The organism is Microbacterium aurantiacum, from assembly GCF_002872075.1.
Lineage (GTDB): Bacteria > Actinomycetota > Actinomycetes > Actinomycetales > Microbacteriaceae > Microbacterium > Microbacterium aurantiacum_A.
Map to the genome: position 1 here is coordinate 351,707 of NZ_PGGU01000005.1, position 15,668 is coordinate 367,374.

Consider the following 15,668-nt stretch of genomic DNA (forward strand, 5'->3'; position numbering starts at 1 on the left):
ACGTGCCCGCAGCATCATGATCGCTGCGCGGTCACAGCGTCCGACGTCAGTGCGCTGCCTCGTTCCAGTTGCTTCCGCGGCCGACCTGCACGTCGAGCGGTACGGTCAGCTGTGCCGCGCCGCCCATTCGCGTGCGGACGATGCGCTCCGCGGCATCCCACTCGCCAGGAGCGACCTCGACCACGAGTTCGTCGTGGATCTGGAGCAGGGCTCGCGATGCGAGACCTTCGGCACGCAGATCGTCGTGGATGCGGAACAGCGCGATCTTCATGATGTCCGCGGCGCTGCCCTGGATCGGAGCGTTGAGTGCCGCGCGCTCGGCGTTCTCGCGCAGCACCCGGTTGGGGCTGGCGAGGTCGGGGAATGGCCGGCGGCGGCCGAAGATCGTCTCCGTGTAGCCGACCTCCTTCGCCTTCATCACCGAGGCGCGCAGGTAGTCGCGGACCGCACCGAAGCGCGCGAAGTACTCGATCATGAGCTGCTTCGCCTCGGACTGCTCGATGCGCAGCTGTTTGGACAGTCCGAACGCCGACAGCCCGTAGACGAGGCCGTACGACATCGCCTTGACCTTGGTGCGCATCGCGGAGGTCACCTCGCTCGGGTCGACGCCGAACACCCGCGCGCCGACGAAGCGGTGCAGATCCTCGCCGCTGTTGAAGGCTTCGACGAGGCCCTCGTCGCCGGACAGATGGGCCATGATGCGCATCTCGATCTGCGAGTAGTCCGCGGTGAGCAGGGTCTCATACCCCTCTCCCACCTGGAATGCGCTGCGGATGTGGCGGGATTCCTCGGTGCGCACAGGGATGTTCTGCAGGTTCGGGTCGGTGCTGGAGAGGCGACCGGTCTGGCTTCCGGTCTGCACGTAGGTGGTGTGCACACGGTGGTCATCGCCGATCGCGGTGTCGAGCGATTCGATGATCTGGCGGAGCTTCGTCGCCTCTCGATGCTGGAGCAGGAGGTTCAGGAACGGATGCGGATTCGATTCCTGCAGGTCGACGAGGACGGCGGCATCGGTGGAGTAGCCGGTCTTCGTCTTGCGGGTCTTGGGCAGCTGGAGGTCTTCGAACAGCACTTCCTGCAGTTGCTTCGGAGAACCCAGGTTGAATTCGCGCCCGACGACGGCGAACGCCTCCTGGGCGAGTCCTTCGGCGCGTGTGGCGAGCTCGTTGGAGAACGTCGACAGAACGTCATGGGAGACCGAGACTCCGGCGACCTCCATGTCGGCGAGAGTGAGCAGCGTCGGCAGCTCGATGTCGATCAGCACCTGCGCGACGGACTCCGGGAGATCTTCGCGCAGAGCGGTGGCTGTCCGCAGGATGAACCACGCCTCCTGAGCGGGTGTGGCACCCTCGGTCTCGGGGACGAGTTGCGTCGGGTCCGCCTCCGGCAGCTTCTCGCCGAGGTAGCGCTCGACGAGGTCGGCGAGCGTCTTGTCGGGGTAGCTCGGGCGCAGCAGCCACCCGGCGAGGTTCGTGTCGTACGCGAGTCCGGAGGGACGGATGCCGGCGCGGATGAGTGTCTTCACCTGCGGTTTGGCGTCGTGGAAGACCTTGGCGGCGTCGGACTCGAGCCAGGCGCGCAGCGCCTCGGCGCCCTCATCTGTCCAGTCGGTCTCGCGGAGCTCTGTCTCTGTGGCGGCGCCGACGCGTGTCGGCCTGCCTCCGGTCGTGGTGATGCGAAGCGCCACATCGCCCGACTGAGCCTGCGCCCAGGAGGCCAGTTCGGCCGCCGAGACCTCGACGGGGACCGGCAGCACGACGACGGATGCCGGGTCCTCGGCGACTTCGCCGGCGCCGACCGCCTCGAAGACGCGGGGCAGCAGTGTGCGGAACTCCAGGCGGGCGAAGATGTCTCGGACTGCCTGCGGGTCGATGGGCGTGACGCCGAGATCCGCAGGACCGACCGGCAGTTCCACGTCGACCAGCAGCCGGTTCAGCTTCCGGTTGCGCCGCACGTCGTCGATGTGGGCCTGCAGATTCCCGCCGACGACGCCCTTGATCTCTCCGGCGCGTTCCAGCAGCTCATCGAGCGATCCGAACTGCGTCAGCCATTTAACGGCGGTCTTCTCCCCCACCTTGGGGACACCGGGCAGATTGTCGCTGGTCTCGCCGACGAGCGCGGCGATGTCGGGGTACTGCTCCGGGCGGACTCCGTACCGTTCCTGGACCGTGGTCGGGTCGTAGCGCTTCAGCTGGGAGACGCCCTGCACCGACGGATACAGCAGGGTCACATCATCCGTCACCAGCTGGATGGTGTCGCGGTCACCGGAGACGACGAGAACGTCGAACCCCTGCGCGGCGCCCTGGTTCGCGAGCGTGGCGAGGATGTCGTCGGCCTCGATCCCGTCCTTCGTGAGAACCGGGATCGACATCGCGGCGAGGCAGTCCTGCAGCAGCGGGATCTGTCCTCGGAACTCCTGCGGCGTCTCGGAGCGGGTCGCCTTGTACTCGGGGTACTCATCGGTGCGGAATGAATGCCGTGACGTGTCGAACGCGACGGCCATGTGCGTCGGCTGCTCGGCCTTGATGAGGTTCACGAACATCGACAGGAAGCCGTAGATGGCGTTCGTGTGCTGATTGTCCTTGGTCGTGAAGTTCTCGACCGGGAGGGCGAAGAAAGCACGATAGGCGAGCGAGTGGCCGTCGACGACCATGAGGGTAGGCTTTGCGGAGTCCGTCACCCTGTCAGCCTAACGAGGACGGCAGACACCCGCTGAGGAGGATCGATGAGCGACACCGCGACGAGCGAAGGGCTCGAGTGGGCCACAGCCCGCGGGATGGGCGCACTCGCACAGAAAATGGGCATGGAGTTCACCGAGTTCGGCCTCGAACGCTGCGTCGCCACGATGCCGGTCGAGGGCAACACGCAGCCCGTCGGGCTGATGCACGGCGGCGCCTACGTGGTGCTCGGCGAATCGCTCGGATCCATGGCGGCGAATCTGCACGCCGGCCCCGGCCGGCTCGCCGTTGGCGTCGACATCAACGCCACCCACACCCGCTCTGCCACCTCCGGTCTCGTGACCGGTGTCTGCACGCCGCTCCACCTGGGACGCAGCGTGACGGTCCATGAGATCGTGGTCTCCGATGACCAAGGCCGCCGCTGCTCCACGATCCGCATCACCAACATGATCAAGGATCTGCCCGGGAGCTGACCAGGGGCGGCCTCAGAGTTCGTACTCCCACTTCGGCCACGACCGGGCGCCATCCTGTGGCACGTATCCGTGCCCCCCGACGGCGAGTGCGTCCTCCCGCAATTGTTGTACGGTCTCCGGTTCGAACGTCTCGGTACCGTCGATGTCCTCTCGTGTGGCGCGGTCCTGGACCACGCCGATGTCGACGAGCCAGCCGATCCGCAACTCCAGCCGCTCCACCGCGCCGCGTTCAGTTCTGTAAGGGATGTCCACGGTGTCGGTCTGGTGCGCCCTTGCGAGAGCCAGTGCATACACGATGACGGCATCCGCGATGTCGTCGCCGGTCTGGAAACCACCGACGGTGGTGAGGATTCGCTTCATCAGATGTCCCGTCCGTTCTCGAGGAACGTCACCGGGTCCGGGGCGACTGCTGACGACGATAGTCGCTCGCTCGCAAGTATCGTCCCCCCTTGACGGATGCCGCGGAAGGGTTTAGCTGATGGTGAGGCGTCTCTCGACGATCCGTCTGGCGACGTCACCCAGATGTTCACCATGGGTCCGCGCATAGGTGCGGATGAGTGCGAATGCGTCGTCGATCGGCACTCCGTTCGTGTGCGAGACGACGCCTTTGGCCTGCTCGATGATCACGCGGCTGCTGAGGGCGTTCTGCAACTGCTCGGTCAGTGCTTCCGTCTCGCGGAGCGTCCGTTCATGGAGGATCCCGATGGTTGCGACGTCGGCCAGTGCGCGGGCGATGACCAGGTCGCGCTCCGAGAGTACGCCGCCGGCTTCCTGCAGCAGGTTGAGCGAACCGATCGTCATGTCGCGCAGGCGCAGCGGGATCGTGACAATGGAGACGAACCCGGAGGCGACGGCGCTCCGCCGGAATTCCTCCCACCCGCTGCCGAGCGAATCGATCTCAGCCACCGAGATGGGCGCGGAAGCCCGGGCCGAGGAACCGGCGGCGACCTCCGCACCGAGAATCAGAGCCTCCACGACCGTCCCGGCCTCGCTCGTAGACGCGACCAGTTCGAGGTCGCCCCGCTCATCGGAGAGGAGAAGACCGGCAGCGGCGACCTGCAGCTGGTCCCGGCAGGTGTCGACGAGCCGCTGCATCAGCTCGACGACGTCGTAGTCGTCGACGAGAGTGTCGGCGAGCTGGGTGAACGTCGTCAGAAGATGCTTCTCGCGATCGAGGGCCGCCACGAGTCCACCTCGATGGCTCCGGCATCCTTGGTGAAGGTCAACCGACCCTCGACGACGTCGTCTGCGACCGCCATGACGCTGCGATCGGTCGCGAACGCGTGGCTCTGCAACAGCATCCGCGCGTCCTCCGCGGCGACGTCGAGCTGCGCCAGCACGACACCGGTGGCCTGATGCACGCGGCGCCGGGAGAAGGGCGACAGGGCCGACTCGTCCGAGACGTCGAGCTCTGCCAAGCTCTGCCGGAGCACCCGGCGAGCCACCGCCGAGGCGAGGGCGCTCGCCTGCTGGGTCTGCTTCTCATCGAAGCGCAGTGGGGACCGCGAATACAGATCGACCGCACCGAAACGGAGGCTCCCCACCGCGAGTGGGAAGGCGAAGATCGAGGCGATCTCCCGCTCCTGCACCGCGCGCCCGAATGCCGGCCAGCGCTCCGGCCCGCGCCGGCCACGGAGGTTCGGCTCCAGGACGGGGCGCGCCAGGCGCAGGGCATCCCAGCACGGCCCCTCGCCCAGATCGAACTGAAGCTCGTCCAGCCAGGCCGAGGCCGTGTCCGTCGCCGATACCGTCTGACTGCCCAGGAAGCTGCCGAGTGTCGAAACCGAGGCTCCGGTCACCGGCAGCACGGCGAGGAAGGGACTGCGGCAGTGAGCTCACCGTCGTGGCGGGATCATCCAGACTCACCATCGCCATACGAAACGCGTCTTCCACAGCCTGTCCTCCTCTCCTTCCACGTTAGCCGCGAGACAGGAACACCGGCAATGGGGCTCCGATTCAGTGCGATCGCGTCTGGGGCCCCTCGAAGATCCGCTGGAACAGGAGGTGATCCTGCCACTCCCCCGCGATCTTCAAGTAGGACGGCGCCATCCCGATTCGTTCGAAACCGTTTCCGGTGAGCACGCGCTGCGAACCGATGTTGTGCAGGAGAGTCGCCGCCTGCAGACGATGCAACCGCAGCTCCTTCCCGGCGTACATCGCGATGCGATCGACGGCATGTGACCCCAGCCCACGGTGCAACCGACTGGCATCGATCCAGTAGCCGAGATCCGCGCTCCAGAAAGCGCCGCGCACGATGTTGTTCAGGTTCACCCGGCCGCGGATCTCGCCGTCGTCCGATTCGATGACGAAGCGGACGCCACGACCGGCCGCCGCATCCTCCACGCAGACGGCGACATGCCGCTCCTGCTGTTCGGACGTGAAGAAGTCCTCGCTCCGGGTGGGCTCCCACGGAGCCAGATGCGCACGATTCGCGGTATACGCGCGTGCGAGCGCAGCGCCGTCACCGGTGTGCACCGGACGCAGGATGTGCTCCGCGTCGAGCGCGAACACTACTTCTTCGGAGCGAGCTGCTCGATGATCGCCTTGGCGACGTCCTGCATGGTCAGACGGCGGTCCATCGATGCCTTCTGGATCCAGCGGAACGCCTCCGGCTCGCTCAGGCCCATCTTCTCGTTGAGAAGACCCTTGGCGCGGTCGACCAGCTTGCGGGTCTCGAAGCGTTCGACCATGTCGGCGACCTCGGCCTCGAGCGTGATGATCTGCTCGTGGCGGGCCAGCGCGATCTCGATCGCAGGGAGGAGATCGTTCGGCGTGAACGGCTTGACGACGTAGGCGAGAGCGCCCGCTTCGCTCGCACGCTCGACGAGCTCCTTCTGGCTGAATGCCGTGAGCAGCACGACGGGTGCGATGTTGCCCTTGTGCAGCTTCTCGGCGGCGCTGATGCCGTCGAGCTGCGGCATCTTGACGTCCATGATCACGAGATCCGGGCGCAGTTCGGTCGCCAGCTGCACAGCGGTCTCACCGTCGCCGGCCTCGCCGACGACGTCGAAGCCGTTGTCGCGGAGGATCTCGACGATGTCGAGGCGGATCAGCGATTCGTCTTCCGCGACGACGACGCGTCGGGGTGCGGATGCCGTGGGCTGCTCAGCCTGCTCTTGAGGTTCTTGCTCGGTCACAGATCCATCTTAGTGGAGTGGCTGCTGGGAGCGCGGGCGGAGGCCGTCCGGTGAAGGATCGTTCCCTTCCCCTGCGCTAAAGTCGAAGACGCGATACACGAGCCGGCGTGGCGGAATGGCAGACGCGGAGCACTCAAAATGCTTTGTCCGAAAGGGCGTGTGGGTTCGAGTCCCACCGCCGGCACACAGTGATCGGGATCAGCGCGACCGCTCGGAAAGCGCGGCGATCTCGGCGAGAACACGCGGATGCGCCAGGATACGGAAGTGTCCACCGGTGTCCAGCCGCACGTTGATCGCACCGGGAAGCTCGCTCCCCTCCGGGATGTGCGGGTCGAATCTCGCGTAGATCGACACGATCCGTGCGTTCGCGATCGCGTTCTCGGCCAGGCTCAGGATCCCCGGATCGGCGGGTGAGAGCGCCCGCAAGGTCCTGGTCGGCATCAGACGCGCATACCGGGACCCGCCGAAGGGCGTGGCGACGGCGACCATCGCACGGATCCGGCTCGAGCTGTCTCCGGTCATCACGAGCTTTCCGGCCAGCCCGCCCTTGCTGTGGGCGACGAGGATCACGTCGGTGAGATCGTGCCGGTGCAGATGCTCGGCGACCTGCTCCGCCAGCTCCGTCACCGGGCTGAGGTTGCGTTCGAGCAGCTCGACCACATGGACCGGATGACCACGTCGGTGCAGTGCCGCCACCATCGGCTGCATGAACCTCCAGGTCTCGTAGATCCCCGGAAGGACCACGATGGCGGCTCGCGATCCCGTGCGGAACGAACCGGGGTCGGTGCGATCGAACAGCGCCCTGAGCTGCCAGGTGGCGGCGTACGCGTAGTCCTGTACCCACCAGCACGCGGCCCTGAGGGCACTGGCCAGCCGCCCGTGGCCACTCATCTGGACCCTGGGTGCGACAGGGACGCCGTCATGTGAGCGAGGATCGCCTCCGCGATGGCATCCGGCGCGGAGTCCTGCACGACATGAGGACGCCCCGGTACCTCGACGAGCGCGCCCCGTGGCGTCGCATCCCGCAGCCGACGGCACCACTCCCGCCCTGCCACCGGATCGCGCCCTCCTCTGATCACCAGGCACGGAACGGTCAGCTCTGTCACTGCCTCCTCGATCCGGTACGCCAGCATGTGCCGGAGTTGCGTGAGATACCAGGGAACACCGCAACGGAGATAGTCGGAGAAGACGATCGCGTTCGCCCGTGGCGACTCGACAAGGCTGTCCAGCGCCAGCGCGAGGGATTGCGCTCGCACACTGCGTCGAGCGGCGTCCGCCACCGGCCCGATCATCACCACGTGCGCGACGAGCGCGGGGTGGCGGCGCGCGGTCTCCACCGCCCATTGCGCACCCATCGAATGCCCGACCAACACGACGGGGCGATCCGCGAGTCTCGCGAGGAGTTCCGCCAGAGCGTCGGCCATCTCCGCCACGCCGTGATCCGCTTCGGGCTTGGGCAGCCCGGCGAACCCGGGAAGATCGACCGAGGCGACCGGCGCTGTGCTCGAAAGCGCCTCGTGCAGGCGGGCGAGATAGCGATGGGACATCCCGATGCCGTGCACCAGCACGAAGAGCGGCGAGGCGACACGAGGATCGGGCCCGGGGCTGGAGATCACGCGGAAGGTCGAACCGTCCACCGTGTGCCTCGAGGTGCGCGGGCGACTGACCATGCACGTCACGCTAGCGCGGGCTCCGGCCAATGGCGCGGGGCTTGACTCTGAGGGCAAGGAGCCGGACACGCAGGAGGACCGAGGTCGTTCGACCCCGGCCCTCCTGCGTCATCAGGGCGTCAGATGACGGCCTTGTAGATCGGGGCGGCGCCGCCGACGGCATCCCCGACCTTGTGCACGCGGATGTCGTTCGTGGAACCGACGATTCCGGGAGGGGAACCGGAGATCACGACGACCTTGTCACCCGTCTCGGCGAGGCCGGTGGTGAGGAGGTAGGTGTCCACCTGGAGGTACATCAGGTCGGTGTGCTGGACCATGTCGACGAGCGTCGAGCGGATGCCCCACGTCAGCGCCATGCGACGGCGGATCCCGGGCTCCGGAGTGAAAGCGAGCATCGGGATGCGTGAGCGCAGACGCGAGAGTCGGCGAGCGGAGTCGCCGGACTGGGTGAACACGCAGAGGAACTTCGCCTCGACGAACTCCGCGACCTCGAGGGCTGCGAGGGTGATCGCACCACCCTGCGTGCGCGGCTTGTTCGTGAGCGGCGCGATGCGCTCCAGGCCGTGCTCCTCGGTGGATTCGATGATCCGCGCCATCGTCTCCACGACGATGACCGGATACTCGCCGACGCTGGTCTCGCCGGACAGCATCACGGCGTCGGCGCCGTCGAGGACGGCGTTGGCGACATCCGAGGTCTCGGCGCGGGTCGGCACCGGGCTGTTGATCATCGACTCGAGCATCTGGGTGGCGACGATGACCGGCTTGGCCATGCGGCGGGCGAGTTCGACCGCGCGCTTCTGCACGATCGGCACCGCTTCCAGCGGCAGCTCGACGCCGAGGTCACCACGGGCTACCATGATGCCGTCGAACGCGTCGACGATCCCCTCGAGCGCGTCGACGGCCTGCGGCTTCTCGATCTTGGCGATGACCGGGACCTTGACGCCCTCTTCAGCCATGATCTCGTGCACCCGCTCGACGTCGCTGGCGTTGCGCACGAACGACAGCGCGATGAGGTCGGCGCCGATGCGCAGACCCCAGCGCAGGTCATCCTCGTCCTTCTCGCTCAGCGCAGGCACGTTCACGGCCACGCCGGGCAGGTTGATGCCCTTGTTGTTCGAGACGGCGCCGGCGACGATGACCCGAGTCGTGACGGTGACGCCGTCGGTCTCGATGACCTCGACCTTGACCTTGCCGTCGTCGATGAGGAGGAAGTCGCCTGCGTTGACGTCCTGCGGAAGACCCTTGAACGTCGTTCCGCAGATGTCCTTGTTGCCGATGATGTCCTCGGTGGTGATCTTGAAGATGTCACCGACCTCGAGCTCGTAGGGGCCGGCCTCGAACTTGCCGAGGCGGATCTTGGGGCCCTGCAGGTCGACGAGGATCGCGACCGCACGGCCGGAGTCCTCGGCGGCGCGACGGACGTTCGCGTAGTTGTTCTCGTGCACGGAGTAGTCACCGTGGCTGAGGTTCAGGCGGGCGACATCCACACCGGCATCGATCAGAGCGCGCACGGTGTCGTAGGTGGATGTGGCAGGGCCCAGTGTGGCGACGATTTTCGCGCGTCTCAACAGATACTCCAGGGTAGAGGGGGATAGAAATCAGGCGACGGTGCCGCGGCTCAGCCTACGCGGGCTGAAGGCCCAGCGCGACATCATCCGGACGCACCGGCTCGGGGAGCACGGTGGAGCCCATCAGGTACCGGTCGACGTTCGCAGCCGCCGCACGACCCTCGGCGATCGCCCAGACGATGAGCGACTGTCCGCGCCCGGCATCGCCGGCGACGAAGACGCCGGGGACGGTGGATTCGTAGGTCGAATCCCGCTGGAACGCACCACGGTCGGTCACCTGCGGACGGGTGTCCTCGGTGTAGCCGTCCTGCTCGGGGCCGGTGAATCCCATGGCGATCAGCACCAGGTCGGCGGGGATCTCCCGCTCGGTGCCGCTCTTGGGGATGCGACGGCCGTCGACGTACTCGGTCTCGGCGACCCGGAGAGCTCGAAGCTCGCCGACGTCGTTCGAGAGGAACTCGACGGTGGAGGCGAGGAAGACCCGCTCTCCGCCCTCCTCATGCGCGGACTGCATCTCGAACAGAGTCGGCATCATCGGCCACGGCTGGTGGTCGGGACGCTCTTCGCCCGGTTGCTTGCCGATCGCGAGGTTGGTGACGCTGAGCGCGCCCTGGCGGTGAGCGGTTCCGATGCAGTCGGCACCGGTGTCACCGCCGCCGATCACGATGACGTGCTTGCCCTCGGCGGTGATCTGCTCCGGCACCTTGTCGCCGGCCACGGCGTGATTGGACTCGACCAGGTACTCCATCGCGAAATGCACGCCGGCGAGGTCGCGGCCGGGAATCGGGAGGTCGCGCGGCACCGTGGACCCTGTGGCGATCACCACTGCGTCGTAGCGCGCGCGGAGGTCGGCCCAGGAGATGTCCCTGCCGATCTCGACGCCCGCGCGGAACCGGGTGCCCTCCTCCTGCATCTGACGCAGGCGGGACTCCAGGTGGGTCTTCTCCATCTTGAAGTCCGGGATGCCGTAGCGGAGCAGTCCGCCGATGCGGTCATCGCGCTCGAAGACGGCGACGGTGTGACCGGCCCTCGTCAACTGCTGAGCGGCCGCGAGGCCAGCGGGACCGGAACCGACGACCGCGACGGTCTTACCGGTCAGGCGTGCCGGCGGCTGCGCGTCGACCCAGCCCTTCGCGAACGCCTCGTCGATGATCGACACCTCGACCTGCTTGATCGTGACCGCGGGCTGGTTGATCCCCAGCACGCAGGAGCTCTCGCACGGAGCGGGGCACAGCCGACCGGTGAACTCCGGGAAGTTGTTCGTGGCGTGCAGACGCTCGATGGCCGCGCGGCCCTCGCCACGCCAGGTGAGATCGTTCCACTCCGGGATGAGGTTCCCCAGCGGGCAGCCCGAGTGGCAGAACGGCACACCGCAGTCCATGCAGCGGCCGGCCTGACGGCGCAGCACCGCCTGATCGCCGGCCTGGTAGACCTCTTTCCAGTCCATGATGCGCACGGGCACCGGACGGCGGGCGGGAAGCTCACGCTCGGTGACCTTCAGAAAACCTTTGGGATCAGCCACCGGTCACCTCCAGGATGCGGTTCCACACGATGTCGCCGTCGGGGTCGATTCCCTCGGCGACTGCTTCCTCGCGCATGCTGCGCACGGCGGCGAAGTCACGCGGAAGCACCTTCACGAAGTCGGATGCGGCCGTCTCGAACCGCTCCAGGATGTCGGCCGCCAGGGGCGAGGCCGTGCGCTCGACGTGTTCGACGAGCAGACTGCGCAGCACCTCGAGATCCGCACGATCCAGCGGCTCGAGCAGCAGTTCGCCGCTGTCGAACGACTGCGCGTTGATCTTCTCGGTTCTCAGGGACTGGACGTAGGCCACTCCCCCGGACATGCCGGCGCCGAAGTTGCGACCGGTCGTGCCGAGGATCACCGCGAGACCGCCGGTCATGTACTCGAGAGCGTGGTCGCCGACGCCTTCGACGACCGCGGTCGCTCCGGAGTTGCGCACCAGGAACCGCTCCCCGACGACGCCCGAGATGAACATCGTGCCTGAGGTCGCGCCATAGCCGATCACGTTGCCGGCGATCACGTTCTCGTGAGGTGCGATCTTCGAGCCGCGCGGCGGCCGGATGGTGATGTCACCACCGGACAGGCCCTTGCCGACATAGTCGTTCGCATCACCCTCGAGCCGGAGGATGATGCCCGGCGGCAGGAAGGCGCCGAGCGACTGGCCTGCCGTGCCGTGCAGGGTGATGTCGATGGTCTCGCGGGCGAGACCCGCTGCACCGTGCCGAGCGGTCACCTGGTGACCGAGCATGGTTCCGACTGCGCGCTCCGTGTTGCTGATGGGCAGGTCGACCAGTACCGGGTCGCCGTTCAGCAGCGCATCCTTGGCCATGTCGATCAGAGCGACGTCGAAGTGCTTCTCGAGTTCGTGGTCCTGAGTGCGTCCGCTCCGGCGGGGCTCGCCCGCGGGGAACGCGGGGCCTTCGAGCACCGGGCTGAGGTCGAGGCCCTCGGCCTTCCAATGCTCGAGCGCACCGTTCACCTCGATGAGCTCGGTGCGGCCGACGATCTCGTCGAGCGAGCGGTAGCCGAGCTCCGAGAGCAGTTCCCGCACCTCCTCGGCGATGAACTCCATGAAGTTGACGACGAATTCCGGCTTGCCGGTGAATCGCTCCCGCAGAGCGGGGTTCTGCGTGGCGACGCCGACGGGGCACGTGTCGAGATGGCAGACGCGCATCATGATGCAGCCGCTGACCACCAGCGGCGCCGTCGCGAATCCGAACTCCTCGGCCCCGAGGAGGGCGCCGATGATCACGTCTCGACCGGTCTTCAGCTGGCCGTCGACCTGCACGACCACACGATCGCGCATGCCGTTGAGCATCAGGGTCTGCTGCGTCTCGGCGAGTCCGAGTTCCCACGGCGTCCCGGCGTGCTTCAGCGAGTTCATCGGGCTCGCGCCCGTGCCGCCGTCGTGCCCGGAGACCAGGATGACATCGCTGAGCGCCTTCGCGACACCGGCCGACACCGCGCCGATGCCCGACTGGCTGACGAGCTTCGTGTGGATGCGGGCCTCGGGGTTCGCCCGCTTCAGATCGAAGATGAGCTGCTTGAGGTCCTCGATCGAGTAGATGTCGTGGTGGGGCGGCGGAGAGATCAGTCCGACGCCGGCAGTCGCGTGACGGGTGCGGGCCACCCACGGGTACACCTTGGTCGGCGGCAGCTGGCCGCCCTCGCCGGGCTTGGCGCCCTGAGCGAGCTTGATCTGGATGTCCTCGGCCTCGGTGAGGTACAGGCTGGTGACGCCGAACCGGCCGGAGGCCACCTGCTTGATCGCGCTGCGGCGCTCGGGGTCGACGAGGCGATCCGCATCCTCTCCGCCCTCGCCGGTGTTCGACTTGCCGCCGATCCGGTTCATCGCGATCGCGAGCGTCTCGTGCGCCTCCTGAGAGATCGAGCCGTAGCTCATCGCACCGGTGGAGAAGCGCTTGACGATATCGGAGACGGACTCGACCTCGTCCAGGGGCACCGGTTTGCGCGTGCCGGTACGCAGCTTGAACAGCCCGCGGAGCGTCTTCAGCTCGGCGGCCTGGTCGTCGACGAGCTTCGTGTACTCGCGGAAGATGTCGTAGCGACGGGTGCGCGTGGCGTGCTGCAGTTTGAACACCGTCTCCGGGTTGAACAGGTGCGGAGACCCGTCACGGCGCCACTGGTACTCGCCGCCCGTCCAGAGTCGCTCGTGAGCGCGAGCCGCCGCGTCTTCGGGGTAGGCGTAGTCGTGACGCGCCTGGTTCTCGGCGAAGACCTCTTCGATGCCGATCCCGCCGAGCTTCGATTCGGTGCGCGTGAAGTACGCGTCGATGAACTCCTGGCTGAGGCCGACCGCCTCGAAGACCTGGGCGCCGGCGTACGAGGACACCGTCGAGATGCCCATCTTCGACATGATCTTCAGCACGCCCTTGCCGAGCGCGTAGATGAGGTTGCGCACGGCCTTCTCGGGTGTGATCCCCGTGATGTACCCGGTGCGCACGAGGTGCTCGACGGTCTCCATGGCGAGGTACGGGTTGACGGCAGATGCGCCGTAGCCGATCAACGTGGCCACGTGGTGCACCTCGCGGACGTCACCGGCCTCGACGATCAGGCCCACCTTCATCCGGTTCTCGCGGCGGATCAGGTGGTGGTGGACGGCCGACACCATGAGCAGCGACGGGATCGGGACGAGGTCCTTGTTCGAGTCGCGGTCGGACAGGATGATGAACTCCGCGCCGTTCTCGATGGCCTCGTCGACCTCGGCGCACATCTCAGTGAGACGGTCCTGCAGCGTCTGGGGTCGGGCGTCGAAGTGGTACAGCCCCCGGATGGTCACGCTGGACCGGTCGGGAAGCGCCCTGTCGATGTGGCGGATCTTCGCCAGTTCGTCGTTGTCGATGACCGGGAAGTCGAGCGACACCGTACGAGTGTGCTCCGGACCCCAGGTCAGCAGGTTCGACTCCGGCCCGACGCCGAGCTTCAGGCTGGTCACTACTTCCTCGCGGATCGAGTCCAGCGGGGGGTTCGTCACCTGGGCGAACTGCTGGGTGAAGTAGTCGAAGAGCAGCCGCGGGCGCTTGCTGAGGACCGCGATCGGCGTGTCGGATCCCATGGCACCGAGCGGCTCGACGCCGTTCTGTCCCATCGGGGTGAGCAGGATGCGCACTTCCTCCTCGGTGTAGCCGAAGGTGCGCTGGCGGCGGGTGATCGACGCCGGCGGATGCACGATGTGCTCGCGCTCGGGAAGATCCGCGAGGCGCACGGCGCCCGCATCCAGCCACTCCTGCCAGGGGTGCATGGTCGCGAGATCACGCTTGAGCTCTTCGTCCTCGATGATGCGGCGCTGCGCGGTGTCGACGAGGAACATCTTGCCCGGCTGCAGACGCCCGCGGCGCTTGATCCGCTCGGGCTCGAATGTGAGCACACCGGTCTCGGAGCCGATCACGATCAGCCCGTCGGTCGTCTCGGTCCAGCGGCCGGGACGAAGTCCGTTGCGGTCGAGGGTCGCGCCCACGAGCGTTCCGTCGGTGAAGATGAGCGCGGCCGGGCCGTCCCAGGGCTCCATCTGGTTCGAGTGGTACTCGTAGAACGACCGGAGCTCCGGCGTGATGTCCGCCTGCTTCTCGTAGGCCTCCGGGACCATCATCATGATCGCGTGCGGCAGGCTGCGACCGGTGAGGGTGAGCAGCTCGAGCACCTCATCGAAGGATGCCGAGTCGCTGGCCCCGTCGGTGCAGATCGGCAGCAGCGGCGCCATGTCGCCGAGCAACTCGGACTCCAGCTGCGACTGGCGCGCGCGCATCCAGTTGCGGTTGCCGCCGACGGTGTTGATCTCGCCGTTGTGCGCGAGCATGCGCAGCGGCTGTGCGAGCGGCCACGACGGGAACGTGTTCGTGGAGTAGCGGGAGTGCACGACGGCGAGTTCCGAGGCGAACCGCTCGTCCTGCAGGTCAGGGTAGAACGGCTCGAGCTGGAGCGTGGTGACCATGCCCTTGTAGCCGAGGGTGCGGCTCGACAGCGAGACGAAGTAGGCGCCGAGTTCGTGACCGGCGCGCTTGCGCAGCCGATAGGCGACCCGGTCCAGGGCGATGCCGGTGAGAGGGACGTCTTCGACGGTCGCTCCCCCGGCGCTCACGAACAGCTGCTCGAAAGCCGGACGGGCTTCGTCTGCGAGCTTTCCGAGATGTTCGTTGACGGTCGGGACCTCGCGCCATCCGAGGACGCGCAGGCCCTCGGCCCTGGCGATCTTCTCGATGCCGGCCTTCTGCTGGCGGCGCTGCCCCGAATCACGGGGCAGGAACGCGAGGCCGACGGCGTACTCGCCGACAGGCGGAAGCTCGAACCCGGTCACCGCGCGCAGGAACTCGTCGGGCATCTGCGTGAGGATGCCGGCGCCGTCGCCGGTTCCGGCATCCGACCCGATCGCACCCCGGTGCTCGAGGTTGCGGAGCGCCTCGAGTGCCAGGGCGATGATGTCGTGCCCTGCCTCGCCACGCAGCGTGGCGACCATAGCCAGACCGCAGGCGTCCTTCTCGAACGCAGGGTTGTACATGCCCTGCTTGGCGGGGAAACCCATGCCGGGGGGCGTGCGGAGGTCGCTCGATTCCATGCGGTACCGTCCTCAGATCTTCAAGTGACCCGGGGACGTCATTGGCC

12 protein-coding genes and 1 tRNA gene are annotated in these 15,668 nt (G+C 67.2%); 2 read left to right on the forward strand and 11 right to left on the reverse strand.

The annotated features are described in order from the left end of the window. Positions 1-46: 46 nt before the first annotated feature. On the reverse strand, positions 47-2,680 hold the full coding sequence (polA, locus tag CUR96_RS04725; RefSeq protein ID WP_180968936.1) for a DNA polymerase I: 2,634 nt from the start codon (positions 2,678-2,680) through the stop codon (positions 47-49). Between the two features lie 45 nt (positions 2,681-2,725). Between polA and CUR96_RS04730 the strand changes: the two genes are divergently transcribed. Beyond that, positions 2,726-3,151, forward strand: coding sequence for a hotdog fold thioesterase (locus tag CUR96_RS04730; protein ID WP_102192113.1), 426 nt, complete (start codon positions 2,726-2,728; stop codon positions 3,149-3,151). A 12-nt stretch (positions 3,152-3,163) separates the two neighbouring features. Here the strand turns inward: CUR96_RS04730 and CUR96_RS04735 are convergent, their stop codons facing one another. The 5 genes from CUR96_RS04735 to CUR96_RS04755 form a co-directional block, all read right to left on the reverse strand. After that, positions 3,164-3,511 carry a hypothetical protein gene (locus tag CUR96_RS04735; RefSeq protein WP_102192114.1) on the reverse strand — a complete coding sequence of 116 codons (348 nt, stop codon included), beginning with the start codon at positions 3,509-3,511 and terminating at the stop codon, positions 3,164-3,166. A gap of 111 nt (positions 3,512-3,622) precedes the next feature. After that, complete coding sequence (locus CUR96_RS04740) at positions 3,623-4,336, reverse strand: GAF and ANTAR domain-containing protein (protein WP_245861083.1); 714 nt, start codon at positions 4,334-4,336, stop codon at positions 3,623-3,625. Beyond that, complete coding sequence (locus CUR96_RS04745; protein WP_102192115.1) at positions 4,303-4,959, reverse strand: GAF and ANTAR domain-containing protein; 657 nt, start codon at positions 4,957-4,959, stop codon at positions 4,303-4,305. Before CUR96_RS04745 ends, CUR96_RS04740 begins: the two co-directional genes overlap by 34 nt. A gap of 148 nt (positions 4,960-5,107) precedes the next feature. Continuing rightward, entirely contained in the window at positions 5,108-5,662 is a 555-nt protein-coding gene (locus CUR96_RS04750) for a GNAT family N-acetyltransferase (RefSeq protein ID WP_102192116.1), read from the reverse strand. Next, positions 5,662-6,288 carry an ANTAR domain-containing response regulator gene (locus CUR96_RS04755; protein ID WP_102192117.1) on the reverse strand — a complete coding sequence of 209 codons (627 nt, stop codon included), beginning with the start codon at positions 6,286-6,288 and terminating at the stop codon, positions 5,662-5,664. Before CUR96_RS04755 ends, CUR96_RS04750 begins: the two co-directional genes overlap by 1 nt. 101 nt (positions 6,289-6,389) lie before the next feature. Between CUR96_RS04755 and CUR96_RS04760 the strand changes: the two genes are divergently transcribed. Next, positions 6,390-6,472, forward strand: a tRNA-Leu gene (locus tag CUR96_RS04760). A gap of 14 nt (positions 6,473-6,486) precedes the next feature. On the opposite strand, the gene CUR96_RS04765 is transcribed toward CUR96_RS04760, so the two are convergent. The 5 genes from CUR96_RS04765 to gltB all read right to left on the reverse strand — a co-directional run bounded on the left by CUR96_RS04765 (position 6,487) and on the right by gltB (position 15,621). Beyond that, entirely contained in the window at positions 6,487-7,179 is a 693-nt protein-coding gene (locus CUR96_RS04765) for an esterase/lipase family protein (protein WP_180968937.1), read from the reverse strand. Further along, positions 7,176-7,958, reverse strand: a complete 783-nt coding sequence (locus CUR96_RS04770; RefSeq protein WP_102192118.1) for an alpha/beta fold hydrolase — start codon at positions 7,956-7,958, stop codon at positions 7,176-7,178. Before CUR96_RS04770 ends, CUR96_RS04765 begins: the two co-directional genes overlap by 4 nt. 119 nt (positions 7,959-8,077) lie before the next feature. Further along, positions 8,078-9,526, reverse strand: a complete 1,449-nt coding sequence (gene pyk, locus CUR96_RS04775; protein ID WP_102192119.1) for a pyruvate kinase — start codon at positions 9,524-9,526, stop codon at positions 8,078-8,080. A 55-nt stretch (positions 9,527-9,581) separates the two neighbouring features. Beyond that, entirely contained in the window at positions 9,582-11,048 is a 1,467-nt protein-coding gene (locus CUR96_RS04780; protein ID WP_102192120.1) for a glutamate synthase subunit beta, read from the reverse strand. Then, positions 11,041-15,621 (reverse strand): glutamate synthase large subunit, encoded by a 4,581-nt coding sequence (gene gltB / locus CUR96_RS04785; protein ID WP_102192121.1) that lies wholly within the window; start codon positions 15,619-15,621, stop codon positions 11,041-11,043. Before gltB ends, CUR96_RS04780 begins: the two co-directional genes overlap by 8 nt. Between the last annotated feature and the right edge of the window lie 47 nt (positions 15,622-15,668).

Excerpts from the sequence above, each read along its gene's own strand:
- CUR96_RS04730 (WP_102192113.1), top strand. The coding sequence starts at position 2,726 with ATGAGCGACACCGCGACGAGCGAAGGGCTCGAGTGGGCCACAGCCCGC.
- CUR96_RS04735 (WP_102192114.1), bottom strand. The coding sequence starts at position 3,511 with ATGAAGCGAATCCTCACCACCGTCGGTGGTTTCCAGACCGGCGACGAC.
- CUR96_RS04765 (WP_180968937.1), bottom strand. The coding sequence starts at position 7,179 with ATGAGTGGCCACGGGCGGCTGGCCAGTGCCCTCAGGGCCGCGTGCTGG.
- CUR96_RS04770 (WP_102192118.1), bottom strand. The coding sequence starts at position 7,958 with ATGGTCAGTCGCCCGCGCACCTCGAGGCACACGGTGGACGGTTCGACC.
- gltB (WP_102192121.1), bottom strand. The coding sequence starts at position 15,621 with ATGGAATCGAGCGACCTCCGCACGCCCCCCGGCATGGGTTTCCCCGCC.